The organism is Shinella sp. BE166 (assembly GCF_051201095.1).
GTDB classification, from domain to species: domain Bacteria; phylum Pseudomonadota; class Alphaproteobacteria; order Rhizobiales; family Rhizobiaceae; genus Shinella; species Shinella lacus.
On sequence record NZ_JBPEHL010000003.1, the window covers coordinates 199,092 to 225,917 of the forward strand.

Here is a 26,826-nt window from a genome sequence, read left to right on the forward strand (position 1 = left end):
CTCCTAGTCCTTTGTCGACATCGCGCCGAGCAGTTTCGGCAGATCCCCGAAGCGCGCGACGAGGCCGAAGATGGTGGCGGCGATCGCGACGAAGAGGATCGTCACCGAGGCCATCGTCGGCGTATAGCCGTAGCGCAACGCGTTGAAGATCTTGATCGGCAGCGTCTCCATGGTGAAACCGATCGTCATGTAGGCGACGATGTATTCGTTGAGCGACAGCACGAAGGCGAACGCATAACCGGAGATGAGGTAGGGCAGGATCAGCGGCAGGACAACGGTGCGGAAAATCGTGCGATCGTCGGCGCCCATGGTCGCGGCCGCTTCCACCAGCGAGCGGTCGATCGAGGAGAAGCCGAGCGACAGCGTCACCAGCGGCAGCGTCACGAAGAAGATCGCGTGGCTGATGACGGCAGTCGCGGGCTGGCCGTAGAAGCCAGTCGCCGCCCAGAAGGTCAACAGGCCGAGCGCCGTGATGACCGGCGGCAACGTGAAGGGTGCGACGCCGAGCAACTGGAAGATGTTCGCCCAGGGCGCATGGCGCCGCCAGAGAAACCAGGCGAGCGGCAGCGCGATGAGCAGCGCCACGGCGGCCGACAGCGCCGCGAGCGTGATCGAGGCGAAGAGCGCGTTTCGCCATTCGACATTGGTGAAGATCTCGGCGTACCAGCTCAGCGAAAAGCCTTTCGGCGGGAAGGCGAGATCCTGCTTTTCATTGACCGAGACGCCGGCCACCACGATGAGCGGCAGCGACAGGAAGAGGCCGATCAGGCCGAAATAGGCCTTTTGCAGAAACGCGTTCATGCGGCTTCTCCCTTGCGGCCGGCATAGACCGTGAGCGCGACGAGGCCGAGCGTGACGAGCACGAGGAACACGGCCATGGCGGCGGCGAACGGCATGTTGGACTGGTAGATCGCCTGGTCGGTGATGAGCACCGAGAGCGTCCAGTGCTGCGGCCGGCCGAGGATCTGCGGCAGCAGGTAGGAACCGAGCGCGAAGATGAAGACCATGATCAGCGTCGCCACGATGGTGTTGCGCAGCGCCGGCACGACGACGGTGAAGAAGGACTTGATCGGCGAGGCGCCAAGCGTTCGCGCGGCTTCCGTGAGCGTCGGGTCGAGCCGCACCAGAGCGGGATAGAGCACGAGCACCGTGTAAGGCAGCGCCTGGTAGACCATAGCGGTCAGCACCGCGCTGAAACTCGGGTTGAGCGCCACCGCCTGCTCCATGACGCCGAGCATCACGAGGAGATTGGTGATGCCCGCGGTACGCGAGAAGAGCGTCGACCAGGCGAAACCGATGATGACCTCGGAGAGCGACAGGATGGAGAGCAGCGCCACCAGCCAGAGCACCTGCGTCCTGCGCTTGGCGCGCGAGAGAAGATAGGTGAAGGGCACGGCGAGCACGACGCAGCAGATCGCGACCATGACCGCGAGGAACAGCGAGAAGCCGAGCACCTTGCCGAAGAACAGGCTGAGGAAGCGGGCATAATTGTCGAAGACGAAATCCGGCGTGTAGAAGCCGGACGGATCGCGCCGGAAGAAGGAGACGGCGATCATCGTCGCGAAGGGCACGACGAAGAAGACGATCAGCATGCCCGCGGGAAAGAACAGCGGGCCATAGTCCGTGAGTTTTTGTGGGGGCTCTCGTCTCATGACTTGAGTACCACGCAATCGGCCGGGTTGAGCTGGATGCCGACAGCCTGGCCAACGGTGACGTCAGGCCGCGCATTCGGCATGGAGACGGCGACGACCTGCTTGCCGCCGGCCGCCACGAAGGTCTCGATCGTGCCGCCGAGATCGCGCACGAAAGTGACGGTGCCGGAGATCGCGCCGTTGCCGGGCGCCGTCAGGTGCACGTCTTCCGGGCGCACCGAGAGCACGCCGGACTTGAGGCCGGCGGGAATGGCGAGGCCTGTGACCGGCGTGCCGAGAACGTGGGCGCCGGTGCTGTCGGCGGAAAAATCGATGAGGTTGGTCATGCCGATGAAATCGGCGACGAAGGTATCGGCCGGGCGGCGGTAGATCTCGACCGGGGCAGCGGCCTGGCGGATTTCGCCGCTGTTCATCACAACGACCGTATCGGCCATGGTCATCGCCTCGCGCTGGTCATGGGTGACGACGATGGTGGTGATGCCGAGGCGCTGCTGGAGTTGGCGAAGCTCGACCTGCATCGCTTCACGCAGCTTGGCGTCAAGGGCGGAGAGCGGTTCGTCGAGCAGGAAGAGTTTTGGCGAGATGGCAAGCGCGCGGGCAATCGCAACGCGCTGGCGCTGGCCGCCGGAAAGCTTGGCGACCGGGCGGTCGGCATAGCCGGTGAGGTGGATCATCGAGAGAAGCTCGTCGACGCGCTTCTTCTGCTCCTCCTTGCCGATGCCGCGGATGCGCAGCGAATAGGCGATGTTCTCGCCGACCGTCAGGTGCGGGAAGAGCGCCAGCGACTGGAAGACCATGCCGAGATCGCGCTTGTGCGTCGGCACATTGGTGATGTCCTTGCCGTCGAGCTGGATCGCCCCGCTCGTCGGCAGGTCGAGGCCGGCCACCATGCGCATCAGCGTGGTCTTGCCGCAGCCGGAGGGGCCAAGCAGGCAGACGAAGGTGCCGTGCGGCACGGTCAGTTCGACATTCTTGACGGCCGTAAACTGGCCGAACTGCTTGACGATATTCTGAAGAGTCAGTCCGGACATGGGTTCCCCGCGCGGCGTTTTCTGGTTTCTTGACCGGCCGGCTTTTCAGCCGGCCGGTTGTCTTCGGGATGAACAGGCCTCAGCCTGCGATCATTTCCGTCCACTTCTGGTTCAGCCAGTCGGCCTTGGTGGTGTAGAGGTCGTAGCGCGGAATGATCGGCTCGATATCGGACGACACGGCGGCGAATTCCTCGGCCGTCAGATCGATGAGATCGCGCTTGACCGTCGGCGCCGTGCCGACCTTGCGCGACAGGATCGCCTGGATCTTCGGCTGGCTCATGTAGTTGATGAAGGTGTGGGCTTCCTCGACCTTTTCCGAGGCGCGCGACAGCGCCCAGCAGCCGGAATCCATGATGCCGCCTTCCTTCGGGAAGGTGGAGCGCACCGGCTGGCCGTCAGCAGCGGCAAGGCCCGTCACGTCGTGGTAATACTGGCCCATCGGGATTTCGCCCGACTTCAGCGACTGCTCGAACTGCGCCTCGTCGCGATACCACAGGCGCACGTTCGGCTTCACTTCGGCGAGCTTTTCGAAAGCCTTGAGGAGGCCTTCCTCGGTGTCCAGCGCGTTGGTGCCGCCGAAGTGGGTCTTCGCCGTCACTTCCAGCAGGAAGGAGTTGGAGACGAGTGCCAGCAGGCCCAGCTTGTCGGCATTGGCCGGATCCCACAGCGCGTTCCAGGAGGTCGGCGCTTCCTTGAAGACATCCGTGTTGGTGACGAGCGTGATGTACCAGGCGACGGCTCCGATGCCGGCGACGCGGCCATCCGGATATTTGTTGACGAAATGGTCGATGAGGTTGGTGGCGTTCGGGATTTTCGCCGTGTCGAGCGGCGCCCAGAGCTCGGTGGTCTGGCCCTTCAGCATGGCGACCTGCGACATCATCGATACGTCGGCGGGCGCCTGGCCGGCCTTGGCGGCCTGTTCCAGCTGCACGAGCCAGGCTTCGCCCGTCGGCTCGGCGACGGATTCCACGGCGATGCCGGTTTCCTTGGTGAAATCGGCAAAGATGTTCTTGTCGAAGGAATCCTTGAAGTAACCGCCGTAGACGCCAACCTTCAGCGACTTGTCCTGCGCACGCAGCACCGCCGGCATGGCGAGCAGCGATGCACCGGCGACGCCGGCGCCGAGCACGGCGCGGCGGCTGACATTGGTCTTGAGGATGTCACGCATAGTCGTCTTTCTCCTGTTAGGCCGGCGGGTTGCTTCCCGCCGGGCGCGTTCCCATTGTTGCTATTCTAGAACATTTCCGCGCTTCTCCGAATCGCGAAAATGGTCTGTTTTCCTGTTTTTACGCAATACCGGACGCAAAACCGCTTCGCACTTTTGCTGGAATTGCTCGTGTCAGGCGGTCCGCGCCACGGAAGGGCTGAATACCATCAGGCTCAGAATTTCGAAGAGCACCTGCGCGCCCGCCTGGGCGGTATTCGTGGTCGCGTCATATTGCGGGGCGACCTCCACCACGTCGCCACCGACGAGGTTGACGCCCTTGAGGCCGCGGATCAGTTCCAGCACCTCGCGCGTCGTCAGCCCGCCGATTTCCGGCGTGCCTGTGCCCGGCGCAAAGCTCGGGTCGAGGCTGTCGACGTCGAAGGAAAGATAGGTCGGGCCGTCGCCGACGATGGCCTTCGCCTTCTCGATGATGGCCGGGATGCCGAGGCCGTTCACTTCTTCGGCATGGATGACCGTCATGCCGGACTCGTAGGAGAACTCCCAGAGATATTCCGACGAACCGCGAATGCCGATCTGGATGGTGCGGGTTGGGTCGAGCACGCCGTCGAGCACTGCATTGCGGAACGGGCCGCCGTGGTGGAACTTCGTGCCGTCGAAGGAGCCGCCGGTGTCGCAATGGGCGTCGATATGGATCATGCCGACCGGCTGCTTCTTGCCGACCGCCTTCATGATCGGGTGCGTGATCGAATGGTCGCCGCCGACGGCAAGCGGGATCACGCCGGCATCGACGATCTGGTTGAAGCGCTTCTCGATGTCGTCATGGCTGAGTTCCAGCCGGTAGCGGCTCTGGAACGGCACATCGCCGATATCGGCAACGCGCAGGTCCTGCACCGGCGCGCAGTCGAGCACATGGTTGTAAGGGCCGATGCGCTCGATGGTGCGCATGGCGCGCGGTCCGAAGCGCGAGCCCGGACGGTTGGTGACGCCGAGGTCCATCGGCACGCCGGTGATGGCGACCTGAAGGTTGCCGAAATCCGGCTCGTTGGCATCGACCGGCATGTAAGGGGCGGAGAGGAAGGTCGGCACGCCGGCAAAGGGCGCAAGGCGCGTGCCATTCTTGGTGAAGATCTTGTCGGCGACCTTGCGGAAGGCGGGGTCGAACAGTTCGCCGCCGTGGCTTGCACCATATTTTGCCTTGAGTTCGTCGAGCTTTTTGCCGTCCATCGTCGCTACCTCACCATCAGAAATGCGGGCAGACCGGGGGCCGGTGCAAGAAGCGTCCAAACTATGTTCCCCCGGGGCTTTGCCCTCGTTCTTCACAGTATCGTAATAAAACGTCTGGAAAATCAATTGATATTGTTATAGCGTTTGATGTGAGAAAAACTCACAGATCAGGTTTCCCAATGGCCTCGCGCCTGCCACCTCTTAACCCGCTGCGCGCCTTCGAGGCAACCGCCCGCCGGGGTGCCGTTTCGGCCGCCGCGCGGGAGTTGAACGTGACCCATGGCGCTGTCAGCCACCAGATCCGCGCGCTGGAGGAATCGCTCGGCACCGTGCTGTTCGAGCGCGGCGGCAAGCGACTGAAGCTGACGCCGCAGGGCGCGCTGCTGCTGCCGGCCGTCACCAATGCGTTTGGCGAGATCGCGGCGGCGACCGCGCTGATGAAACAGCCGGAGACCAGCGGCGACATCACCATCACCTGCGTGCCGGCGCTCCTGTCGCTCTGGCTGATCCCGCGCCTCAACGCCTTCACCGACCAGTTTCCGGGCGTGCGCGTCACGCTCATTGCCTCCAACGATCCCGACCACCTGCGCTCGCTCGACACGGATGTCTGCCTGCTCTACGGCGACGGCAACTGGCCGGACTGCTGGACGCGGCTGTGGTCGAAGCTGCAGCTCTTCCCCATCGCCAGCCCGACGCTGCTGAACAGCCGGCCGCTGCGGTCGCTGCGCGACCTCTCGGACCACACGCTGTTTCACGGCGACGACGGGCGCGAATGGAACACCTGGCTTTCCGCCGCCGATGCCGTGGACGTGGTGCGCGGCCGCCAGCATTTCATGAGCGATGCGCGCCTTTCCACCGAGGCCGCCCTGCACGGCCAGGGCATCGCGCTCGGCGACACCATCACCGCCAGCAACCTGATCGCTCGCGGCGAGCTGGTCGTGCCCTTCGACCTCACGGTGCCGGCTTACGACGCCTTCTACGTCGCCTGCCGGCAGGCGGTGCGCCAGACGCCGATCGTCAAGGTGTTTATCGACTGGTTCTTCGCCTCGCTGGAGGAAAGCATGCCCGAGCCGCAGACCTCCGCCCGCATGATCCTGCGCGGGCGCAGCGGCCGCGCGGCGGAAAACCTTCGCCCGATTGCGACCCCGACCCCGGCCAAGCGCCGGACCACTCCCACCCAGCGCAAGACCCGCGCCTGATCTTCACGACCCCGATTTTACGGACATGACCATGCCTCGCTTCAACCCGCTCGTCGAATCCCTCGCCCCGCCGCCGATCCCTTCTGTCTTCGCCTGGGGCGATGCCTATGACGGCCGCAGCGGCCCGATGATCGACCTGTCGCAGGCCGTGCCCGGTTATCCGCCGCATCCCGACATGCTGCGCCTGCTCGGCGAAAACGCCGCCTCGCGCGCCTATACCGGCTACGGGCCGATCGAGGGCGAGGATAGCCTGCGCAAGGCATATGCCAACCATGTCACCGAGACGTACGGCGTCGCCCTTTCGGCCGGCAATATCCATGTGACGGCCGGCTGCAACCAGGCCTTCATCTGCGCCGCCATGGCGATCGCCGGTGCCGGCGATGCCGTGCTGATGACCGATCCCTACTATTTCAACCAGGAAACCACGCTCGCCATGCTGGGCATCAAAACCCGGTTCGCCGCCTGTGATCCGGCAAACGGTTTCCTGCCGGATGTCGATGCCCTCGCCGCAGCCATCACCCCGGATGTGCGCGCCGTCGCCCTCGTCTCGCCGAACAACCCGACCGGTGCAGTCTATCCGCCCGCGCTGCTTGCTGCCATCTACGATCTCTGCGCCGCGCGCGGCGTCTGGCTCATCCTCGACGAGACCTACCGCGACTTCCTGCCGGCGGGTGCCGGCCGGCCGCACGACCTGTTCAGCCGCGCAGGCTGGGAGAACACGCTGATCAGCCTCTACAGCTTCTCCAAATCCTTCTGCATTCCCGGCCATCGCCTGGGCGCGATCACCGCCGGCATCGATGTCGTCACGCAGGTGGCGAAGATCATGGACAACCTGCAGATCTGCCCGCCCCGCTCCGCCCAGGCCGCTGTCGCCACCGCGCTGCCGCTTCTGGCCGACTGGCGCGAGGAAAACCGCCGCGAGATCGCCCGGCGGGTCGAGGGGCTTCTTTCGACGATGGCGGGCGTGCCGTCCTGGCGCGTCGGCGCGGTCGGCGCCTATTTCGCCTTCATCGGCCATCCGTTCGGCGCCGCGCCCTCCGCCCGCGTGGCGGAGAAGCTTGCCAAGGAGGCGGGCATCCTCTGCCTCCCCGGCAGCTACTTTGGCGCCCGGCAGGAAGGCTACCTGCGCTTCGCCTTCGCCAATGCAGACGTCGAGACGATCGCGCTGCTGAAGGATCGCCTCAACCGATTCGCACTCGACTGAGGACACCAAACCTATCCCTGGGTTGAGCAAAGATGCCCCACCGCAGGCTCGGGACATCGACCAATGGGCGAAATTCAGCAAAATGATTTCTCGCCTCCTGATTGCGCGTAGAAAATTCCTGCAATCATCAATCCCGCATCTTGCGCGTGGAAAACTTGCTCCTATGCTCTATGGCAGGCCGTAAGCCGGAAACGCCGCCGGGTGGGAGAAAGATGGCCAAGCCATGGAAAAGATAAGCCAAACTTACGAGTCCAGCATTGCAGACGTGCTTGAAGCCTCCGCCGTCGCGCAAAGCGTCGTCCACCAGTTAAGGCGCGCGCACGGGCAGTTCGTCCACCGCTTCCTCCACCATTTCTCCCGGGTCGATTTGCGCCCCGCCGAATTCTGCGTGCTGGCGCTGATCGCCGAACGGCCGGGACGCAAACAATCGGAGATTGCGACGGCGCTCGGCATCCAGCGGGCGAATTTCGTGGCGCTGATGAACGACCTCGAAAGCCGCTGCCTCACGGAGCGGCGCAGCGCCCCGAACGACCGGCGCTCCTACGCGCTCTACCTCACCCCCGCCGGCCAACACCTGCTGGCGGACGCCCGGCGCGCCGAGGCGGACTTCGAGGCCGACTGCCTCGAACGGCTCGGCAGCCTGCGCGCCCGCGAACAGTTCCTGACGCTGCTCTCGCGGTTGATCGGGTGACGTACCCCGGTTGGGTTAATCAGTCACGCCAATAGGTGTGGGTGAGCGTCGCCTGCGATTCAGGTTTGCAGGCCTCTAACGCGCATCATGCACGACACGGCCTGCAAGCAGGGTCAGCAGGCAGCGTGTGCCCGACAGGATGGTCTCGGGCTCGGCAGTCAGGAGATCGTTGTCGAAGACCGCGATGTCGGCCCATTGGCCGGGCACCAGCCGCCCCTTCACCACCTCGGCCTTCTGTGACCAGGCGCCGTATTCTGTATAGGCCTGAAGGGCCTCTTCCGGGCTCAGCCGTTCGGATGCCTCCATCACCGTGCCCTTGCCGGTCTGGCGCGTCATCATGGCGTGCAGGTTCGGGAAGGGATTGGGCGAGCAGACCGGCGAATCCGAGCCTGTGGAGGGTTTCAGGCCCATGCGCATCCACGTGCCGATCGGGTAGGACGGCTTGCCGCGCGCTTCCCCGAGCACGGAAATGTAGCTGTCGCCGAAATCATGGATGAAGGCCATCTGCGGCGCGGGCAGGATGCCGGCGGTTTGCATGCGCGCGTTCTGCTCCGGCGTGGAAAAGCCGCAATGCTCGACGCGGTGGCGGCGGTCGGGATCGGGATTGGCGGCAAGCGCCTTTTCATAGGCCGTGATGAGCTGCTCGATCGCGCCGTCGCCGATGGCGTGGCAGACCATCTGGTAGCCGCGGTCATGGCAATCCCTGACCACCGCCTCGACTGTCTCATCCGGCAGCATCTGCACGCCGATATTATCCGGTTCGCCTTCGTAGGGTTTCGTCATCCAGGCGGTGCGTCCGCCCGCCGAACCATCGAGGAAAATCTTGACCCCGCCGACGCGCAGCATATCGTCGCCGGCCCCGGAAAGCAGCCCGGCCCGCCAGGCATCCTCGACGATGGAGACGCCGGGATCGCCGAGCAGCGTCAGCCAGACGCGCACCGACAGGCGGCCGGAAAGTTTCGCCATCTCGTAGGCCTGGATTTCGGCGAAGCCCGCGACATGGCCGACCGCCGCATCCATGCAGCTGGTGATGCCGAAGGACAGGAGATGGCGCCCTGCGCGCTCGATGCCGTCGATGAGCTCCTCGGTCGTCGCCGGCGGCATGGCGGCCTTGATGAGGTTCTGGGCGTTTTCCGCAAGAAAACCGTTCAGCCGACCATCGGTGACGCCGATCACGCCACTATCGGGCACAGGTGTCGCCTCGTCGACGCCGGCAAGCACCAGCGCACGGGAATTGGCGATCGAGATATGGCCGCAGGCCCGCGTCAAATAGACCGGGTGATCGGGGGCGGCACGGTCGAGATCCTCGCGCGTCGGATGGCGGCCGGTGTCGAGCTTGACCTGGTCGTAGCCGCGGGCGCAGACCCAGCCGCCCTTCGGGGTCGCCGCCGCACGCTCAGCGATCGCTGCCATCAGCGTGGCGAGCGTCGGCGCGGCCGCGGGCGTGGCGTCGACGAAGCCCATGGCGATGCCGGTCGCAATCAGGTGCAGGTGGTTGTCGATGAGGCCGGGGCTGGCAAAACGGCCTTCGAGATCGACGACCTCCGTGGCGGGTCCCCGGAGCGCCAGGATGTCGGCATCGCTGCCGGTGGCCAGCACCTTGCCCTGCCACACGGCAACAGCCGCGCTGATGCCCTCCTCGCGGCCGCGCCAGATGCGGCCATTGTGCAGGATGAGATCGGCTTCAATTCGGACTGCCATACAATGCTCCCTCCAAAGCGCCGAACGAGCGGCCTCAGGCTATGTTTGACAAGGCGCTCGGTGGCATCACGCCTGTTTGACATAATCAATGCCCCGCGCCAGCCAGCAGCCGAGCGTCAGGCCGGTGACGTTTCCCGCGGTATCGCGGGTGACGCGCAGCGTCCAGTCTCCGGGCGCCGGGGCGTCCATCGAGCGGCGGGTCACGACGATCCAGAGGTCGGGGCCGGCTGGATAGACGATCTCGGGGCGGCCTGTGCCGAGAAAACCCTCCGCCCAGAGATAGGTGCCGCCGTCGCGGCATTCGATGACGATATCCGCCTCCAGTTCGGAGGAGCGGTAGCGGCCCGCGATGAGGGTGTCTGCCAGCGGCGCAGCGGTGGGGACCGGCACCAGCAGCTCGGCGTGATTTTCGTGCGGGCGCTCCATCAACAGGTCCTCGCCCGCGCGGGCAATCTTGACCGTCGCGGAGGCGAGGCTGCCGTCCGGCGCTTCCGACAGGGCCTCGACCGACGTACCGAACCGCAGGGAAACCGTCTCGCGGCCCGGCTCCAGCCGTGCCAGCAGGCCAGTTTCCTCGCTGATCCATTGCCCCGACCAGTTCCCGCGCAGCGGCTGCGACGCGGGATGGGGCAGGCCGAGTGCCGCGCGCGCGAGCCTGTGCGCCGCGCCATGGGCATCGCCGTGGTGGTTGAACATCACCACCACCGAGAGCCGTGCCTCGGTCGAGCACATGCGGTAAGCCCGGAAGCCGCGGAGCGCGCCGCCGTGGCTGGTAAAGGCGAAATCGCCGAGGCGCGAATGCTGCAGGCCGAAACCATAGGCGGCCGGCTTGCCATCGCGGAAGGTCTGCGGCGTGGCGATGCGCTGGTAGAGGCTGGCGGGATCGTTGCGCGTGGCGTCGATCCAGCGCTCATAGGCGAGCATGTCGTCGAGCGAAGCGGAAATGCCGGCATCGCCCCGCCAGTAGATGCCGTTATCCGCGGGCAGGTAGCCGGAGGCGTCGTTGCCTTCGTAGCCGACGACGCCATCTGCCGACTGGCGGGTGTCGGCAGTCAGCACGGCGCCGGCCATGCCGGCGGGTTGCCAGATGTGGCGGGCATAAAGGGCTTCGAGCGTCTCGGACGAAAGCTCCTCCAGCATGTCCGAAAGAATGCGGAAATTGCCGTTGCTGTAAGAATAGCGCGTGCCGGGTGCAAAATGCCCGGTTCGCATGCGGGCGAGGACCGGGCCCGCATCGGCGCGGGAAAAGGTCTGCTCCGCCTTGCCGCCGTGGAGCACGGTGAGCGCCCAGTAATCGCGCAGGCCCGACTGGTTGTTGCAAAGGTCGCGTACCGTGGGAAGCGGGCCTTCGAAGTTCGGCAGGTGTGCGGGAAGCCGCGCATCCAGGGCCTCGGGCTCGCCGCACACGGCGAGCATGGCCGCGCAGGTGAACTGCTTGGAGATCGAGCAGATCGGCAGCCGCGTGTCCAGCGTCATTGCATGCCGCTCGTCAAGGTTCGAAAACCCCCAGGCGCGGCGCGCCACGACCCGCCCTTCGCTGACCACCCCGACGACACCACCCGGCCCCTGGAACCGGGCCGGAAGCGCGTCGATCTCCGCTTCGAGCCGTTTGTCGTCGATTTTGGTCATGCCTCGCGTTCCATTGCGAATCTCACGGGCAGATATTGGTCCGGCCGGGAGCCGCTTAGCAACAGGTCAAAAATCCGGGTCGCGCGCCCTCACCCGCGGCGGTGGCCGGAGACTTCCGCACCGGCATCACGCGGCAGCGCCAGGAAGCGCAGCGCCGAAACGAAGCCGATCACGGCGATGCAGAGGAAGGCGGCGCGGATATCCGTGAGCATTCCGCCACCGCCGGCCTCGGGGAAAAAGGCGGAGGCGAGGCGGATGACCACGGCGGCGACGGCGACGCCGAGAAGCTGCGACAGTTGCTGCAACATGGCGGAAATCGTCGTTGCCGCGCTGCGCTGTGCCGGGGTCACATCGGCGAATGCGATGGTCGTCAGCGCGGTGAACTGCATCGAGCGCGACAGACCGCAGGCAATCAGCAGGCCGAAGAGCAAAAGGCGCGGCGTCCCGCCGTCGACGAAGGCGAAGGCGCCGATGGTCAGCGCCGCGACCAGGCCGTTGACGACGAGCAGCGAACGGAAGCCGAAGAGACGGAGTGCGGGCGTCGTGACGCTCTTCATCAAGAGGTTGCCGAGGAAATAGACCAGCACGAGCGAGCCCGTCTCCACTGCGTCATAACCGAGGCCGACCTGGAACAGCAAGGGTAGCAGGAAGGGCGTGGCGTTGACCGCGAGCCGCCCGGCCGTGCCGGCCGAAAGCGTCGCGAAGGCAAAGGTCGGCACCTTCAGCACGGCCATGTCGAGCAGGGCATGCGGCGCGCGCTTGAGATGGCGGATGGCGAGCGTACTCGCGACGAGGCCGGCGGCGAGGATCGCCAGCGCACCGACGCCACCCGTCGAGGCGCTAGAGAGCTCAAGACCCGCCAGTGTCAGCGCCAGCGCGCCGCCGGTCAGGAGAAAGCCCGGCAGATCGAAGGGGCGCGGCCCCTCGCCCGGCGTATGCGGCACGAAGAAGGCGACGAGCACGACGCCGAGAAGGCCGAGCGGCAGGTTGATGAAGAAATTCCACTCCCAGCCCGCATGGGTGGTGATCCAGGCGCCGATCAAAGGCCCGATGACGGGGGCGATCAGGGCCGGCCAGGTGATGGTGGCGATCGCCCGCACCAGCTCCGCCTTCGGCGCGCCGCGCAGCACGAGCTGGCGCCCGACCGGCGTCATCAGCGCGGCGGATGCCCCCTGGAAAAGCCTTGCCGCGGTGAATTCCGCAAGCGAGCCGGAAAAGCCGCAGGCGACGGAGGACAGCGTGAAGAGCACGATGGCCGAAAGGAACACCGCCCGGGCGCCAAACCGATCGGCGAGCCAGCCGGCGGGCGGAATGAACACCGCCATCGCGAGAAGATAGGCCGTGAAGCCGATGTTCAGCGTCACCACATCCGTGGAAAAGGCATGCGCCATCGCCGGCAGCGACGTCGCGATGATCGTGCTGTCGAGCATCTGCATGAAGAAGGCCACGGCGACGACGGCCGGGACGATGCGGGTGCGGTGAAGCGGTATCGGCGAAGCGGGAATGGAGGACATCACAATCAACAAAAAGGGGCGCTGGCGCGAACACGCCGACGCCCAAACCTACGCTATCAGTTGCTGGCGGCAACCCTCTTGAGCGCCGCGTCGTAGAACGAGCGGTCGATCCAGGTCGTGTAGTCGACCTTGCCCTTCAGAAGCTCGGCATCCGCCATGAAGGTTTCCTCACCCTGAAGCGCCCGCACAGCCTCTTCGCTGATTTCCGGGTTCTGGAAGAACTTGCCGTCCGGATAGGTCGCGCGCACGGCCTTGTCGCTGCTGCCGGTCTCCTTGACGAAGATCGCGATCGTCTCTTCCGGGTTGGCGTCGGCCCAGCGGTCGGTTGCGATGTCGACGGCGAGCAGGCGCGTCACGATATCCGGATACTTGCGGGCGAAGTCACCGTTGACGCTGATGAGATGCGGCACGGCCCATTCCTGCTTTCCCGACACGCCGGCATCGAAGATCACGCGCGCCACGCCCTTTTCTACGAGCGTCTGCACCGGGCCGGTGCTTTCGACAATGGCATCGACATCGCCGCGCACCAGCGCCGGGCCGGAGCTTTCGATGCCGAGGTTCAGGCTCTCGACGTCGGTGAGCGACAGGCCGGCCGCCTTCAGCGCCTTGGCGAAGGTCGAATGGCGCACCGTGCCCGAGAGATAGGCGACCTTCTTGCCCTTCAGGTCTTCGATCTTCTGGATCGGCGAATCCGGCTTGACGACGATCTGCGTCTCGTTCGAGCGGTTCCAGCTCGACAGGCCGATCAGCTTCACGTCCGCACCGGTAGCGGCAAGGCGCAGCGACGGGTTGTTGCCGATATAGGTGAAGTCGATGGCGCCGGAGCCAAGTGCCACGGTTGCGGCCGAGCCGCCGTCGAAGGTGGTCAGCTCGATCTTGATGCCATCCTTGGCGAACTCGTTCTCCAGGAGCTTCTTGTTGCGGTAGAGGATGAATTTCAGGTGGCCCGGCGCGGTGGAGCCGATGCGGATGACCTCCGGCTTCGCCTCGTCGGCGACAGCGGGGGCAAGGCCTGCGACCGGCAGGATGGAGAGCGCGAGCGCCAGTTTCAGAAGGGTGCGGCGAAGCGGATGAAGGGTCATGGATTGATCCTTTCGAGATCGATGGTTCAAGGATGGGTGCGTTTTTTAAGGCTCAGTTCGGGCCGCTTTCGCCGCTGCCGCGCCAATGGGTGGCGCGCCGTTCGCCGGCAACGAGCAGGTAGTTGAGCAGGAGGCCGATGATCGTCAGCGTCAGGATGCCGGCATACATGCGGTCGGTTTCGAGCATCAGCGAGGAATGCTGGATGAGGTAGCCGATGCCGGACTGGGCAGCGAGCATCTCGGCGGCGATGACCGAGAAGAGCGAGGTCTTCACGCCAAGCCGGGCGCCCGCGACGATAGAGGGAATGGCGGAGGGGAAGATGACCTTCTTGAAGAGATCCCAGTCCGATGTGCCCATGGAGCGCGCCGCCTTGACGAGCAGCGGATCGACGGACTTCACGCCGACGATCGTATTGATCAGCAAGAAGAACACGGCGGCGTAGAAGGTGATGGCGATCTTCGAGGCTTCGCCGATGCCGAGCAGCAGGATGAAGACCGGCAGCAGCGCGAATTGCGAGGTGTTGCGCAGCGTCTGGACGAGGAAGTCCGACGCCTTTTCGAACAGTGTATAGCGCCCCATCAGGAAGCCGAGCGGCACGGCGACGACGACGGCCAGCGCAAAGCCGATCGCCGCCCGCTGCAGGCTGATGCCGATATGGTCGGCAAGCTGGCCGGAGACGATCATCTCCCACAGCACCGAGAGCACCTGGCTCAGCGGCGGGAAGAACAGCGAATTGATCCAGCCGGCACGCGGCGCGATCTCCCACAGCAGCGCAAAGGCGATCAGCGCCGGCAGGCCGAGCGTGATGGTAGAGAAGGTTTCGCCGAGCGCCGTCGGCGCCTTCGGCAGCGCGCGCTTGCGGCGCAGCGAAAACGTGTTGCGAAGCGGCGGATTGCGGTCGACGATCAGGCTCATCCGATCCTCCCTCAGTTGGCGTAGGTGGAAGCAACGGCCCAGTCGCGCTGGGCCTTGCCGACTTCGTCGCGCAGGCTTTCCCAGACGCGGCCGCGATAGGCGTTGAAGTCCGGGCTGTTGCGGATATCGAGATCGCGCGGGCGCGGCAGGTCGATATCGACGATCTCCTTGACGCTCGCCGGGCGCGCCGTCATCACCACGACGCGGTCGGCGAGATAGATCGCCTCGTCGATCGAGTGGGTGACGAAGACGACGGTCGTCTTGATCTGCTCCCAGATGCGCAAAAGCTCGCTTTGCAGGATGTCGCGCGTCTGGGCGTCGAGCGCGGCGAAGGGCTCGTCCATCAACAACACCTGCGGATCGGTGGAGAGCGCGCGGGCAATCGCCACGCGCTGCTGCATGCCACCGGAAAGCTGCGACGGGAAACGGTCTTCAAAGCCCTGGAGCCCGAAGAGATGCAGGAAATGCAGGGCCTTCTCGCGCCGCTCGGCAGCGGCGACGCCGCGCACCTCCAGCGCATATTCGACATTCTGCAAGGCTGTGCGCCAGGGGAACAGTGCATATTGCTGGAAGACATAGGCCGTGCGGGCATGCGGCTTCGACACCTCGATGCCGTCGATGCGGGCGATGCCGGAGGTCGCCTCGGTCAGCCCCGCGATCACGTCGAGCAGCACCGACTTGCCGCTGCCGGAGGGGCCGACCAGCGTGATGAACTCGCCGCTGTTGATGGTGAGATCGACACCGTCCAGCACCGCGATGCGGTTCGACGTGACGCCATCGACGGTCACGGTCTGGCCCGGCTTCAGGTTGAAGGATTTTCGGACTGCGCTGACAGCGATGCGTTCCATGTTCAAAGTCTCCTTCTCAGACCTGCGCCACGCGGATGTGGCGGGTCGGGTCGTTCTGTGCGCCTCCTGCGCGCCCGCGGCTCCAGCCAAGGGAGCGGGCATAGGCGCCGAAGAGGTCGCGTTCGAGGACGTCGGGCTCGGTGATACCGATCGGGCCATCCGCATGTTCGGCGACGTAGAGGGCATCGGTCGGGCAGTAGATTTCGCAGAGGAAGCAGGTCTGGCAGTCGTCCTGGCGGGCGATGACGGGCAGCCCCGTCTCGTCGCGGTCGAAGACGAAAGCCGGGCAGATGCGTTCACAGATATCGCAGCGGATGCAGCGGTCGGCGGAGATGACTTCGATCATCGTTCAGCCCTCCAGCGCGGTTTCGAGGGCAAGGTCTTCGCGCACAGCCGTCACCCGGTCGAGGCCGGAGACGATGATGCGGTTGGCCTGGGCGTCGCTCTCGGCCGGGAAATCGTGCCGGCGGTGCACGCCACGGCTTTCGGTGCGCAGCGAGGCTGCGGCGACGGTCCAGCGGGCGCTGGCGGTGACCGAGGCGACCTCGCGGGAACGCAGGCGTTCGATGCCGGTCGTGGAAGGCGCCTGGTTCAATCTCGACCAGAGGTCTTCCAGCGTGACGCGGCTAGCCTCAAGTGTCTCGGCGGTGCGCCAGTAGCTCTTGTCGAGCGGCGCGATCTGTTCGTGCGCGGTGCGTGCCGCGGCGGCGAGGTCGATATTCTCGCGCTCGGCGCTGCCGCGCAGGCCCGTCGTGCCGAGCGGCTGCAATCGCGCGCTGTCGCGGCCCTGCCGGCGGCGGGCGTGTTGAGCGGCGCCATGGCCGGCCCACCAGCCGCTAGAGATGGCCCAGGAAGCGTTGATGGCGCCACCGCCCGAGATACCGCCGGTCACGTTTTCGCGGCTTGCCGCGTCGCCTGCGGCGTAGAGGCCGGAGATACCGGTGCCGCAATCGGAGGTGACGATGCGGATGCCGCCGGTGCCGCGCACCGTGCCCTCATATTTGAGGTCGATGCGGAACAGCTCTTCGAAGGGGTTGATGCCCATGCGGTCGTAGGGCTGGAAACAGTTCGGCTGGCCGCGCCGCAGCCAGTCCTGCATGGCGGGCTCGGCGAGATCGAGCCGGGCATAGACCGGGCCGGACAGCATGGCTTCCGCCACCCGCCGCTCGCCGCCGCCGATGCCGTTTGTCACGGGCTCGCCCTTGGCATCGCGCAGCACCTCGCCGTCGGCGCGGTAGAAGGTCGCCCAGCGGAAGGGCAGGCCCTTGTTGAGCGAGGAGCCATGCGGGGCAAGCGTGTATTTGCCGGTGAACTCCATGCCGGACAGCGCGGCGCCCGCTTCTGCGGCCAAGAGGTAGCCGTCGCCGGTCAGGCCGGTACCGCCGAGGATGCGTTCGAAGAAGGCACAGCCGCCCGTCGCGAGCACGACGGCGCCGGCGGAAACCTCGAAGCTCGCGCCGTTGCGACGCACCAATCCCGCGGCACCGCCGACATGATTTTCGTCGCCGAGCAGTTCCAGGATCGGATGATGGTCGAGAATGGTGACGCCGGCCTTCTGCACGCGCTGGCGCATGAAGCGCATGTAGTCCGGCCCACGCAGATTGGCGATGTAGAGACTGCCGTCCTCCTCGGTCGGGAAGGGATAACCCCATTCGACGAGTTTCTGCAGGTTTTCGTAAGCCCGGTCGGCGGAGCGCAGCATCCAGCGGCGATCAGCCAAGCCCGCGGTGCGCTTGAAGCGCTGCTCGACGGAAGCCGCACGGCCCTCGCCCGGCGGAACGCACCAGGTGCCGGTGTTGGAGGGCGCCGTGGCGCCGCTCGTGCCGTGATAGCCCTTGTCGGCCAGCACCACGCGCGCGCCTGCCTCGGCCGCCGACAGCGCCGCCCAGGCGGCAGATGGCCCGCCGCCGACGACGAGCACGTCCGTTTCGATGCGGCGCCCGTCCTGCGTGGACTGTTCCTTGCGACGCGATGCCATGATGGTCCGGTTTTTGGGGTGAAATACGGTGCCGGCCCTTGCGGGCCGGCAGGGCATGCCTGTTCAGGCGGCAGCGGAGAACCAGGAGGGTTCGTTGCCGGCGGTCCACTTGATGTTGCAGCCGATCGACGGGGTCTGGGCCGAGCCGGCGGCCTCGCCCTTCAGCACGGCAGCGACGGCCGCGCGCAGGTCGGCACCGGTCACGTCCTTGCCGTTGCCCGGGCGGGCATCGTCGAACTGGCCGTGATAGGCGAGCTTGCGTTCGCGGTCATAGAGGAAGAAATCCGGCGTGCAGGCTGCGCCATAGGCCTTGGCGACGCCCTGCGAGGCATCCTTGAGATAGGGGAAGCCGTAGCCGTAGGTCTTCACCTCGGCGCCGACGCGCTCCAGCGTCTCTTCGGGATGCGCCGCGCCATCATTGCTGTTGATCGCGACGACGGCGAGGCCCTGGCCCGCATGTTCGCGGGCAAATTCGGCGAGCGCCTCGCGGATCAGCACCACGAAGGGGCAGCGGTTCGAGATGAAGGCGACGAGCAGCGCGGGGCTGTCCTTGAATTCGGCAAGGGTGAACAGATTGCCGTCCGCATCCGGCAGGATGAAGTCCGGTGCGCGGGTTCCGAGCGTGATGGGGTTGGATTCGGTCTTGGGCATGGTATCCTCCTGGCAAGCCAACGGGGATAATAATCTAGATATTACATAGATTTTATAGATATCATTTTCCAAGCGATCCGCCTGATTGAGTTATTGTTGGTGCCATAGGGGCCGCCCGGCGCAATCTTTTTGCGGGAGGCCCGCTGCCGCTCCCTCGCCCCTCCAAATGGCCGTTTGATTAAATCGAGTGGATTTACTACCAGATTCCGCAAGGAGGACGGGCGCGCGCCACGTCGAACCGGAGGAGGCCATCGTGGATTATCTCGTCAATCTCTCGCTGCTGAAACCCGATCCGGCGCTCGATGCCCGCATGGCGGAAGCGGGCGTGACGATCCGCCGGCCGCTGGCACCAGAAGCCCGGCTCGTCACCGAATGGGTGGCGGAAACGTTCGAAACGGGCTGGTCGAGCGAGGTCGCGGTCGCGCTGACCCGCCAGCCGCCCACCTGTTTCATCGCGACGCGCGCGAAAAAACTCGTCGGCTTTGCCTGCCACGAATCGACCGCCCGCGGCTTCTTCGGGCCGACCGGCGTCGACGAGGCGGCGCGCGGCCTCGGCATCGGCCATGCGCTGCTGCTTGCAAGCCACTTCGACCTCAAGACCATGGGCTACGCCTACGCCATCATCGGCGATGTCGGCCCCTCGGCCTTCTACGAGAAGACGGTCGGCGCTACCGCCATTCCCAATTCCGCACCCGGCGTCTATGCCGGCATGCTCGACGTCTAGGAAACCTCATGCCGACACTCGAATTCGAGACCCTGTGGCTTCCTGCGGAGCAGGCCTACAGCCTGAGCCTCAAAAACCTCGGCACAAGCGCGATCCGCGGCTTCCGGCTGTGTTTCAGCGGCCCCTGCCAGGTCGATGCCACGGCCGTCGCCGAAGGCGGCACGGTCGGCAGGACGCTTTCCACCTTCACGGAACTCCTGCCACCGGAGGGTTTCGTGCTGGAGCCCGGCGCCACCTGGACCATCACCATCAAGGGTCTGGGCTTCGCCCTCCAGCATTGGACGGATGGCGCGCGGGGTGCCTATCTCGTCTTCGACGACGGCAGCACGCTGGCGCTCGCCACCTCGCCGACGAAGCGCATGGGGGGCAATGCAGCGCCGAAGCGCGGCGTGGAGCCCTTCCCGGTCCCCACGAACGCACCGGCGCCGGTCTCGGTCATCCCCTGGCCCAACCATGTCGCGGTCTCCGGCCGCAATGCCGTTCCGCCGGGGCTGACGCTTCTCGCGGACGGCGCAGAGGCCACGGCGGCCGCCGCAGCCTTCACCCGGCTGGTCGAGGCGCTCTTCGCCGTCGAGGGCATCGTGCGGCCCGCCGAGGAAGGCGGTATGCCGGTGCATCTCCATCGCCGGGACGGCTTTGCCGCGGAAGCCTACGAGGTCACGTTCTCGCCCGGCTCGGTGACGATTGCGGCCTCCACCGAGGCCGGCCTGTTCTACGGCCTCGTGACGCTCGGCCAGGTCTGGCGCGGTGCGCGGCATTTTCCGCAGGTCTACGGTTTCCCTGTCGAAGGGCAAATCGCCGACGCACCGGCCATGGGCTGGCGCGGGCTGCATCTCGACGTCGCCCGCCAGTTCTACGGCGAAGCCGAGATCAAGCGGCTGCTCGCCATCCTTGCCTGGAACAAGCTCAACCGTTTCCACTGGCACCTCTCGGACGACGAAGCCTGGCGCGTCGAGATCGACGCCTATCCGGCGCTTACCGAAATCGGCGCCTGGCGCGGCCATGGTCTTGCGATCCCGCCTTTGCTCGGCACCGGGCCGGAGCGCAGCGGCGGTTATTACACCAAGGCCGCCATCCGCGAGATCGTCGCTTACGGCCGGGAGATCGGTATCGAGATCGTGCCGGAGATCGACGTGCCCGGCCATTGCCATGCCTTGCAGCAGGCCATTCCGGACCTGCGCGACCCGCAGGAAAAGGGCAGCTATTTTTCCGTCCAGGGTTTTCCGGACAATTGCCTTAACCCGGCGCGCGAAAAAACCTACGAGGTGATGGAAACGATCCTCAAGGAACTCATCGAGTTGTTCCCCTTCCGCACGATCCATATTGGTGCCGACGAAGTGCCGATCGGCGCCCGGTCCGGCTCGCCGGAAGCGCTGGCAAAACTGCGCGCGATCGGTGGCGACGCCATGGCCGAGGCCCATGCCAAAAGGCTCAACGTGATCACCAACACGCATGGCGCCGACGCCATCGAGGGGTCCGGGGCCGCCCTGCTCCAGGCGCTGTTCCTGGAGCGTGTGCAAAAATTCCTCGCCGCGGAGGGCTGCATTACCGGCGGCTGGCAGGAGGCCGCGCATGGCAATGTCATCGACAAGGACACCACCTATCTCTGCGGCTGGCGGGACGTGGCGGTTTCGGCGGCCCTTGCCGGCGAGGGCTACAGCATGGTCGTCTGCCCCGGTCAGGCCTATTACCTCGACATGGCGCACAGCCCCGACTGGGATGAACCGGGCGCAAGCTGGGCCGGCGCCTCGACGCCGGAAGCGACCTATGCCTTCGATCCCATCGCCGGCTGGAGCGCTGCCCAGAAGGAGAAGCTGCGGGGCGTGCCGACTTGCATCTGGTCGGAACCGATGCTGGACCGCGCGGTCTTCGACCGCCTCGTCTTCCCGCGCCTTTCGGCTATCGCCGAAACCGGCTGGACGCAGCCGGAGCACAAGTCCTGGGAGCGCTTCCGGGCCTCAGCCGGCCTCATGCCGGCGCTCTATTCGTAAGCGTCAGAAATTGCTCTGGAGGCGGTAGCGCGAGCCCGGATAGAGCAGGCGCACCGTCGTCACCACCCGGTCCTGTGACCAGGTGCGGCGGCGGATGAGGATGCAGGGCTCCGAGCGGGCGATCGCCAGCACCTTGCACTCCCAGGGCTGCGGCAGCACCGCCTCGATGAACTGTTCCGTCTTGGCGATCGGCGCGATGCTCGTCAAAAAGGCGTTCGGCGTGGTGTGGGAAAAATCCTGCTCCAGATAATCCGGCGCGATGGCGGGATTGACGAAGCGGTCTTCCAGCTGGATCGGCACGTCGTCTTCATTGTGCACGATGACCGAGTGGAAGGACTGCGCGCCGACATCGAGCTCCAGCGCCGCCGCCAGTTCATGGCCGCAGGTCTCGCTCTGGGCGAGGATGAGCTCGATGCGATGCACCGAGCCGCGCTCCAGGATTTCATCGGCGATGTTGCGCACGCCGAGCGCCGGTGCGCTGCGCTTCTTCGGCGCGACGAACGAGCCCTTGCCCTGCACGCGGGTGATGACGCCCTCGTTGGCGAGTTCGCGCAGCGCCCGGTTCGCGGTCATGCGGCTGACGCCCAGCATGTCCACCAGCTCGTTCTCCGAGGGAATGCGGTGATTGACCGGCCATTCGCCGGTTTCGATCTTCGCCCGGATCTGCGTCTTCATGCGCTCGTAGATCGGCGCGCCGCGCTCGCCCGCATCCTTCGCCAGCAGTCCGGCGTCTTCATTCAGCATTGCCGTGGCTCCCCGCGTTCAAACCTCAGTACCTGCTTACAAAATATGCCGGATAAAGTAAGCACAGTTTTCACCCAGCGCCATCCACTTGTCTACTAGCCTTCATCAAGTTACATATACAACTTTGGCCTTTTATCGATGGATTCCAATGGGCTTTCCGCGACGGGTTTTCTCCGAGCCGAGATGCCCAGAAAAGCCTGAAAAATAGGCCAAACTGCCCGAAAAACAGGCCTTGTCCGCCAGTCCAACCATAAATGCACCAATCCATCACCGGCGCTTAATGCGACATCCAATGTCGCGGACGAAGATGCACCTTGCAGGGCGATATGACATTCATTACAAGACAAGTTGTATAGTGAACTTAATGAACAGGCGGCCTGAGGTCGCGGAGGCTGCGCATGACCTGAGGCCACGCCGGTGGCCGCCTGAAAAATCTGGTTTTCATCGTTACCATCATCAAAAAGGGGAACTGAAATGCTGAATTCCAAACTGAAATATTCGCTTCTCGCGGCCGCCGCCCTCATTGCCGGCTCCGCCGGCACGGCCCAGGCCTCCTATTGCAGCGACGGCAAGACCGTCACCTTCGCCGGTATCGACTGGGAAAGCGGCGCCTTCATCACCGAAGTCATGAAGGAAATCCTCTCGAAGGGTTACGACTGCAAGGTCGATTCGATCCCCGGCAATTCCGTGACGCTGGAACAGGCGACCGCCAACAACGACGTGCAGATCTTCGCCGAAGAGTGGATCGGCCGTTCCGACGTCTGGAACAAGGCGGCTGCGGCCGGCCAGGTGAAGTCGGTCGGCAAGACCTTCGTGGGCGCTGCCGAAGGCTGGTTTGTGCCGGAATACCTGGTGAAGGGCGATGCCGAAAAGGGCATCGAAGCCAAGGCGCCGGACCTGAAGAGCGTCGAGCAGCTCTCCGACCCGAAGATCGTCGAACTGTTCCTCGACCCGGAAGAGCCCACCAAGGGCCGATTCCTGAATTGCCCGTCGGGCTGGACCTGCGAAGGCGTCAACACGGCGAAGCTCGAAGCCTACAAGCTCGGCGAGACCTACGTGAACTTCCGCCCGGGCACCGGCACCGCGCTCGACGCCGCCATTGCCGCCGCCTATCTCCAGGGCGAGCCGATGCTGTTCTACTACTGGAGCCCGACGGCGATCATGGGCAAGTACAAGCTCATCCAGCTCGAAGAGCCCGCCTACAACGACGCCTGCTGGAAGGAACTGACCACCGCCGACGGCAAGCGCGACGCCGGCTGCGCCTTCCCGTCCGTTGAAGTCGCCTATGGCGTCAACAGCACCTTTGCGGGCGAAGCGCCGGACATCATGGAAATCCTCGAAAAGGCGACCTTCCCGCTGGAAGACGTCAATGCCAGCCTCGCCTACATGACGGACCAGAAGGTCGATGCGGTCGCGGCCGCCAAGAACTTCCTCCAGACCAAGGCCGACGTCTGGGGCGGCTGGGTTTCGGCCGACGCCAAGGCGCGCATCGAAGCTGCCGTCAAGTAATCGCAGGGCTGCGCGTCTCTTTCGGCGCGCAGCCTTTTCCCGTCAGGACAGGGGCTGACCACCGGGACGGCGGTCGGCGCGCGCGAGGATTTCATCGATGTTTCCTGAAGCTTTCCATATTTCCATTCGAGGCCCGATCAACGACTTCGTGCAGTCGCTGGTGGTGAACTACGGGTTCGTCTTCAAGGCGATCTCGCAGACGCTTCTCCAAGCGATCCTCTTCGTCGAATGGATCCTGCGCGGTCTGCCCTGGTGGGCCGTCTTCATCGTCTTCCTGGCGCTCGCCTGGTTCGCGTCGAAGAAGATCTCGCTCGTCGTCACCGTTGCGGTCATGCTGTTTGCGGTCGGCGCGCTCGGCCTCTGGGACCTGACGATGCAGACGCTGGCGCTGATGCTGATCGCCAGCCTCATCTCCGTCGCCATCGGCGTTCCCATGGGCATCTGGCTGGCAAAAAGCGAGCTGATGCGCCGCATCACGCTGCCGGTGCTCGATGTCATGCAGACCATGCCGAGCTTCGTCTACCTCATTCCGGCAATCATGCTCTTCGGCCTCGGCAAGGTGCCGGCGGTGCTCGCCACCATCATCTATGCCGTGCCGCCGCTGATCCGCCTCACCGATCTCGGCATCCGCCAGGTCGACAGCGAAGTGGTGGAGGCAGCGACCGCCTTCGGCGGTAGCCCGCCGCAGATCCTCTTCGGCGTCGAGCTTCCGCTTGCCACCCCCACCATCATGGCGGGCCTCAACCAGACGATCATGATGGCGCTCTCGATGGTCGTCGTCGCCTCGATGATCGGCGCGCGCGGGCTTGGCGAACAGGTGCTGAACGGCATCCAGACGCTCGACGTCGGCAAGGGGCTGGAGGCCGGCCTCGGCATCGTCATCCTCGCGATCGTGCTGGATCGCATCACGCAGGGTTTTGGCCAATCCAGCCGGAAGGAACGCGGCAATGACTGACATCGCAATCCGCAACGTTTCCAAGATCTTCGGCGGCAACTGGAAGGCCGCGCTGGCGATGACCAAGGACGGCGCCGACAAGGGCGCCATCCTCGCCAAGACGGGGTGCAGCGTCGGCCTCGACAATGTCAGCCTCGACATTCCCGGCGGCCGCGTCTTCGTCATCATGGGCCTGTCCGGCTCCGGCAAGTCGACGCTGGTGCGCCACATCAACCGCCTGATCGAGCCGACCAGCGGCGAAATCCTCGTCGACGGCAGCAATGTGCTGGACCTCAAGGCGAAGGAACTGCGCGACTTCCGCAACCGCCGGGTCAGCATGGTGTTCCAGAACTTCGGGCTGATGCCGCACCGCACGGTCTTGCAGAACGTCGTCTACGGCCAGCGCGTGCGCGGGCTGACCAAGGCGGATGCCGCGCCCATCGGCATGAAGTGGATCGAGACAGTCGGCCTTGCGGGATATGAGAACAAGTTCCCGCACCAGCTTTCGGGCGGCATGAAGCAGCGTGTCGGGCTTGCCCGGGCGCTGGCAGCGGACACCGACGTCATCCTGATGGACGAGGCCTTCTCCGCGCTCGACCCGCTGATCCGCGCCGACATGCAGGACCAGCTTCTCCAGCTGGAAAAGAACCTGCACAAGACCATCGTCTTCATCACGCACGATCTCGACGAGGCCTTGCGCATCGGCGCGCAGATCGCGATCCTGAAGGACGGCAAGCTGGTGCAGGTCGGCACGCCGAGTGAAATCTTGAACAGCCCGGCGAACGACTACGTCGCCCGCTTCGTGCAGCGCCGTGCCGGCGCGGGAGAAGTCCAGCATGCCTGATACGATCGTCCTCGATCGTCCGCTGACCTGGCAGGAGATCGCCGCCGTCGCCAAGGGCGCGGCGCTCTCGCTGTCGGACAACACATGGCAACGCATCGCCGCCGCACGCGCCGTGGTCGATGCGCTCGTCGAAAAGCGCGTGCGCGGCTACGGCATCAATACAGGCGTCGGCGCGCTCTGCGACGTGATCGTGGACATCCCCCAGCAGCAGGCGCTCTCGCGCAACATCCTGTTCAGCCACGCCTGCGGCGTCGGCGAGCCGCTCGGCCGCGAAGAGACACGCGCCGTGATGGCCGCGCAGATCGCCAATTTTGCGCATGGCTATTCCGGCGTGCGCGTGGAGACGGTCGAGACGCTGCTGGCGCTGCTCAATGCCGATATCCTGCCGGTCATCCCATCCAAGGGTTCGGTCGGCTACCTCACCCACGCCGCCGCCATCGGCCTCGTGCTGATCGGCGAAGGCGAGGCGCGCCACAAGGGCGAGACGATCTCCGGCCGGCAGGCACTGGACAGGCTCGGCCGCTCGGCCCTGGTGCTTGGCGCAAAGGAAGGGCTCAGCCTCGTCAACGGCACGCCCTGCGCCACCGGCCTTGCCAGCCTCGCCCTCGCCCGGACGACGCACCTGCTCGACTGGGCGGATACGGCGGCGGCGATGAGTTATGAGAACCTCGGCGCGCAGGCGGACCCGTTTGCCGCGGCACCGCTGGCGCTACGCACCTCGCCGGGGCTCCAGACCGTGGGCGAAAATCTGCGCCGGCTGCTCGCCGGCAGCCCGCTACTCGCGCAATCGGCCGGCTCGCGCACGCAGGATCCGCTCAGCCTTCGCGGCGTGCCGCAGGTGCATGGCGCGGTGCGCGACAGCGTCGCGCAGGTCGCCGAGGTTGTGAACCGCGAACTGTGCAGCGTCACCGACAACCCCGTCGTTACCGGGTCGCCGGAGGCGCCCGAGGTGCATTCGCAGGCCCATGCCATCGGCGCGGCGCTTGGGCTCGCCATGGACGGTCTTGCTGTTGCCGCGGCGGAACTGGCGGCCATTTCCGAGCGCCGCATCGACCGGCTGGTCAATCCGCTGGTAAGCGGCCTGCCCGCCTTCCTTGCGGAAGGCAGCGGCGTGACGTCCGGTTTCATGATCATCCAGTATACGGCAGCAAGCCTCGTCGCGGAAAACCGGCGGCTTGCTGCGCCCGCAAGCCTCGATGGCGGCATCACCTCGGCCTTGCAGGAAGACATCCTCACCCACGCGACGCCTGCGGCGGACAAGGCGCTGGCGATCATCGCCAATCTCGAAACCGTGCTGGCGATCGAGGTCATGAGCGCCGCTCAGGCCTATGACATGCAGCCAAACGCCAGCGGCAAGGCCGCAGGCACCGCCGCGCTCTACGCGTGGATCCGCGATGCCGTCCCGGTCTATCGCGACGACCGGCCGCTGAACGGCATGGTCGCCATCCTGCGCGCGCTCCTGCGCAGCACCGAAGCCTGATTCGGCCGCGGGCCGGGACCGTCCCAGCTCGCTGAACGACCGCGCTCACACTGCTGATTTTCCTTGATCCGCAAGCCCTCGGCGGATCGCCCTTTGCGGGGCTTAAACGCGG

The 26,826-nt window shown here is 65.5% G+C and carries 24 protein-coding genes; 9 read left to right on the top strand and 15 right to left on the bottom strand.

Annotated elements, in window-relative coordinates; all coding sequences use genetic code 11:
* Nucleotides 1–3: 3 nt before the first annotated feature.
* The 5 genes from J2Y63_RS08355 to speB form a co-directional block, all read right to left on the bottom strand.
* On the bottom strand, nt 4–801 hold the full coding sequence (locus tag J2Y63_RS08355; RefSeq protein ID WP_435265683.1) for an ABC transporter permease: 798 nt from the start codon (nt 799–801) through the stop codon (nt 4–6).
* A complete protein-coding gene (locus J2Y63_RS08360; RefSeq protein ID WP_256116514.1) occupies nt 798–1,652 on the bottom strand; it encodes an ABC transporter permease in 855 nt (284 codons plus the stop codon). The genes J2Y63_RS08355 and J2Y63_RS08360 overlap by 4 nt, the downstream gene beginning before the upstream one ends.
* On the bottom strand, nt 1,649–2,683 hold the full coding sequence (locus tag J2Y63_RS08365) for an ABC transporter ATP-binding protein (RefSeq protein ID WP_435265684.1): 1,035 nt from the start codon (nt 2,681–2,683) through the stop codon (nt 1,649–1,651). Before J2Y63_RS08365 ends, J2Y63_RS08360 begins: the two co-directional genes overlap by 4 nt.
* A 79-nt stretch (nt 2,684–2,762) precedes the next feature.
* Entirely contained in the window at nt 2,763–3,851 is a 1,089-nt protein-coding gene (locus tag J2Y63_RS08370; RefSeq protein WP_305111061.1) for an ABC transporter substrate-binding protein, read from the bottom strand.
* A 171-nt stretch (nt 3,852–4,022) separates the two neighbouring features.
* The gene (gene speB, locus J2Y63_RS08375) at nt 4,023–5,075 is read right to left on the bottom strand and encodes an agmatinase (protein ID WP_435265685.1); all 1,053 of its coding nucleotides are present in this window, start codon (nt 5,073–5,075) and stop codon (nt 4,023–4,025) included.
* A 179-nt stretch (nt 5,076–5,254) separates the two neighbouring features.
* Between speB and J2Y63_RS08380 the strand changes: the two genes are divergently transcribed.
* The 3 genes from J2Y63_RS08380 (at nt 5,255) to J2Y63_RS08390 (ending at nt 8,169) form a co-directional block, all read left to right on the top strand.
* A complete protein-coding gene (locus J2Y63_RS08380) occupies nt 5,255–6,274 on the top strand; it encodes a LysR substrate-binding domain-containing protein (RefSeq protein ID WP_435265686.1) in 1,020 nt (339 codons plus the stop codon).
* 31 nt (nt 6,275–6,305) lie between these two features.
* Complete coding sequence (locus J2Y63_RS08385) at nt 6,306–7,478, top strand: aminotransferase (protein ID WP_435265687.1); 1,173 nt, start codon at nt 6,306–6,308, stop codon at nt 7,476–7,478.
* Between the two features lie 223 nt (nt 7,479–7,701).
* Nucleotides 7,702–8,169, top strand: a complete 468-nt coding sequence (locus tag J2Y63_RS08390; RefSeq protein ID WP_435265688.1) for a MarR family winged helix-turn-helix transcriptional regulator — start codon at nt 7,702–7,704, stop codon at nt 8,167–8,169.
* 75 nt (nt 8,170–8,244) lie between these two features.
* Here the strand turns inward: J2Y63_RS08390 and J2Y63_RS08395 are convergent, their stop codons facing one another.
* The 9 genes from J2Y63_RS08395 to J2Y63_RS08435 all read right to left on the bottom strand — a co-directional run bounded on the left by J2Y63_RS08395 (nt 8,245) and on the right by J2Y63_RS08435 (nt 18,488).
* The gene (locus tag J2Y63_RS08395) at nt 8,245–9,870 is read right to left on the bottom strand and encodes an amidohydrolase (protein WP_435265689.1); all 1,626 of its coding nucleotides are present in this window, start codon (nt 9,868–9,870) and stop codon (nt 8,245–8,247) included.
* Between the two features lie 66 nt (nt 9,871–9,936).
* Complete coding sequence (locus J2Y63_RS08400) at nt 9,937–11,499, bottom strand: D-aminopeptidase (RefSeq protein WP_435265690.1); 1,563 nt, start codon at nt 11,497–11,499, stop codon at nt 9,937–9,939.
* Between the two features lie 89 nt (nt 11,500–11,588).
* Nucleotides 11,589–13,013 (bottom strand): MFS transporter, encoded by a 1,425-nt coding sequence (locus tag J2Y63_RS08405; protein WP_435265691.1) that lies wholly within the window; start codon nt 13,011–13,013, stop codon nt 11,589–11,591.
* 56 nt (nt 13,014–13,069) lie between these two features.
* Nucleotides 13,070–14,095: an aliphatic sulfonate ABC transporter substrate-binding protein gene (locus J2Y63_RS08410; protein WP_435265692.1), complete on the bottom strand. Its 1,026-nt coding sequence runs from the start codon at nt 14,093–14,095 to the stop codon at nt 13,070–13,072.
* A gap of 52 nt (nt 14,096–14,147) precedes the next feature.
* On the bottom strand, nt 14,148–15,011 hold the full coding sequence (locus J2Y63_RS08415; RefSeq protein WP_435265693.1) for an ABC transporter permease: 864 nt from the start codon (nt 15,009–15,011) through the stop codon (nt 14,148–14,150).
* 11 nt (nt 15,012–15,022) lie between these two features.
* A complete protein-coding gene (locus J2Y63_RS08420) occupies nt 15,023–15,859 on the bottom strand; it encodes an ABC transporter ATP-binding protein (protein WP_256116503.1) in 837 nt (278 codons plus the stop codon).
* Nucleotides 15,860–15,875: 16 nt separating this feature from the next.
* Nucleotides 15,876–16,205, bottom strand: a complete 330-nt coding sequence (locus J2Y63_RS08425) for a 4Fe-4S binding protein (RefSeq protein WP_435265694.1) — start codon at nt 16,203–16,205, stop codon at nt 15,876–15,878.
* 3 nt (nt 16,206–16,208) lie between these two features.
* A complete protein-coding gene (locus tag J2Y63_RS08430; protein ID WP_435265695.1) occupies nt 16,209–17,837 on the bottom strand; it encodes an FAD-dependent oxidoreductase in 1,629 nt (542 codons plus the stop codon).
* Between the two features lie 63 nt (nt 17,838–17,900).
* Nucleotides 17,901–18,488, bottom strand: a complete 588-nt coding sequence (locus J2Y63_RS08435) for a thioredoxin family protein (protein ID WP_256116500.1) — start codon at nt 18,486–18,488, stop codon at nt 17,901–17,903.
* Between the two features lie 253 nt (nt 18,489–18,741).
* Between J2Y63_RS08435 and J2Y63_RS08440 the strand changes: the two genes are divergently transcribed.
* Nucleotides 18,742–19,212, top strand: a complete 471-nt coding sequence (locus tag J2Y63_RS08440) for a GNAT family N-acetyltransferase (RefSeq protein WP_435265696.1) — start codon at nt 18,742–18,744, stop codon at nt 19,210–19,212.
* 8 nt (nt 19,213–19,220) lie between these two features.
* Nucleotides 19,221–21,203 (top strand): beta-N-acetylhexosaminidase, encoded by a 1,983-nt coding sequence (locus tag J2Y63_RS08445; protein WP_435265697.1) that lies wholly within the window; start codon nt 19,221–19,223, stop codon nt 21,201–21,203.
* Between the two features lie 3 nt (nt 21,204–21,206).
* Here J2Y63_RS08445 and hutC read toward each other — a convergent pair whose 3' ends face one another.
* Nucleotides 21,207–21,947 (bottom strand): histidine utilization repressor, encoded by a 741-nt coding sequence (gene hutC, locus J2Y63_RS08450; RefSeq protein WP_256116496.1) that lies wholly within the window; start codon nt 21,945–21,947, stop codon nt 21,207–21,209.
* 474 nt (nt 21,948–22,421) lie between these two features.
* Between hutC and J2Y63_RS08455 the strand changes: the two genes are divergently transcribed.
* The 4 genes from J2Y63_RS08455 to J2Y63_RS08470 all read left to right on the top strand — a co-directional run bounded on the left by J2Y63_RS08455 (nt 22,422) and on the right by J2Y63_RS08470 (nt 26,714).
* Entirely contained in the window at nt 22,422–23,456 is a 1,035-nt protein-coding gene (locus J2Y63_RS08455; RefSeq protein ID WP_256116495.1) for an ABC transporter substrate-binding protein, read from the top strand.
* Between the two features lie 97 nt (nt 23,457–23,553).
* Complete coding sequence (locus J2Y63_RS08460) at nt 23,554–24,411, top strand: ABC transporter permease (protein ID WP_256116494.1); 858 nt, start codon at nt 23,554–23,556, stop codon at nt 24,409–24,411.
* Nucleotides 24,404–25,234: a quaternary amine ABC transporter ATP-binding protein gene (locus J2Y63_RS08465; protein ID WP_256116493.1), complete on the top strand. Its 831-nt coding sequence runs from the start codon at nt 24,404–24,406 to the stop codon at nt 25,232–25,234. Before J2Y63_RS08460 ends, J2Y63_RS08465 begins: the two co-directional genes overlap by 8 nt.
* The gene (locus tag J2Y63_RS08470) at nt 25,227–26,714 is read left to right on the top strand and encodes an HAL/PAL/TAL family ammonia-lyase (protein WP_435265698.1); all 1,488 of its coding nucleotides are present in this window, start codon (nt 25,227–25,229) and stop codon (nt 26,712–26,714) included. The genes J2Y63_RS08465 and J2Y63_RS08470 overlap by 8 nt, the downstream gene beginning before the upstream one ends.
* The last annotated feature ends 112 nt before the right edge of the window (nt 26,715–26,826 follow it).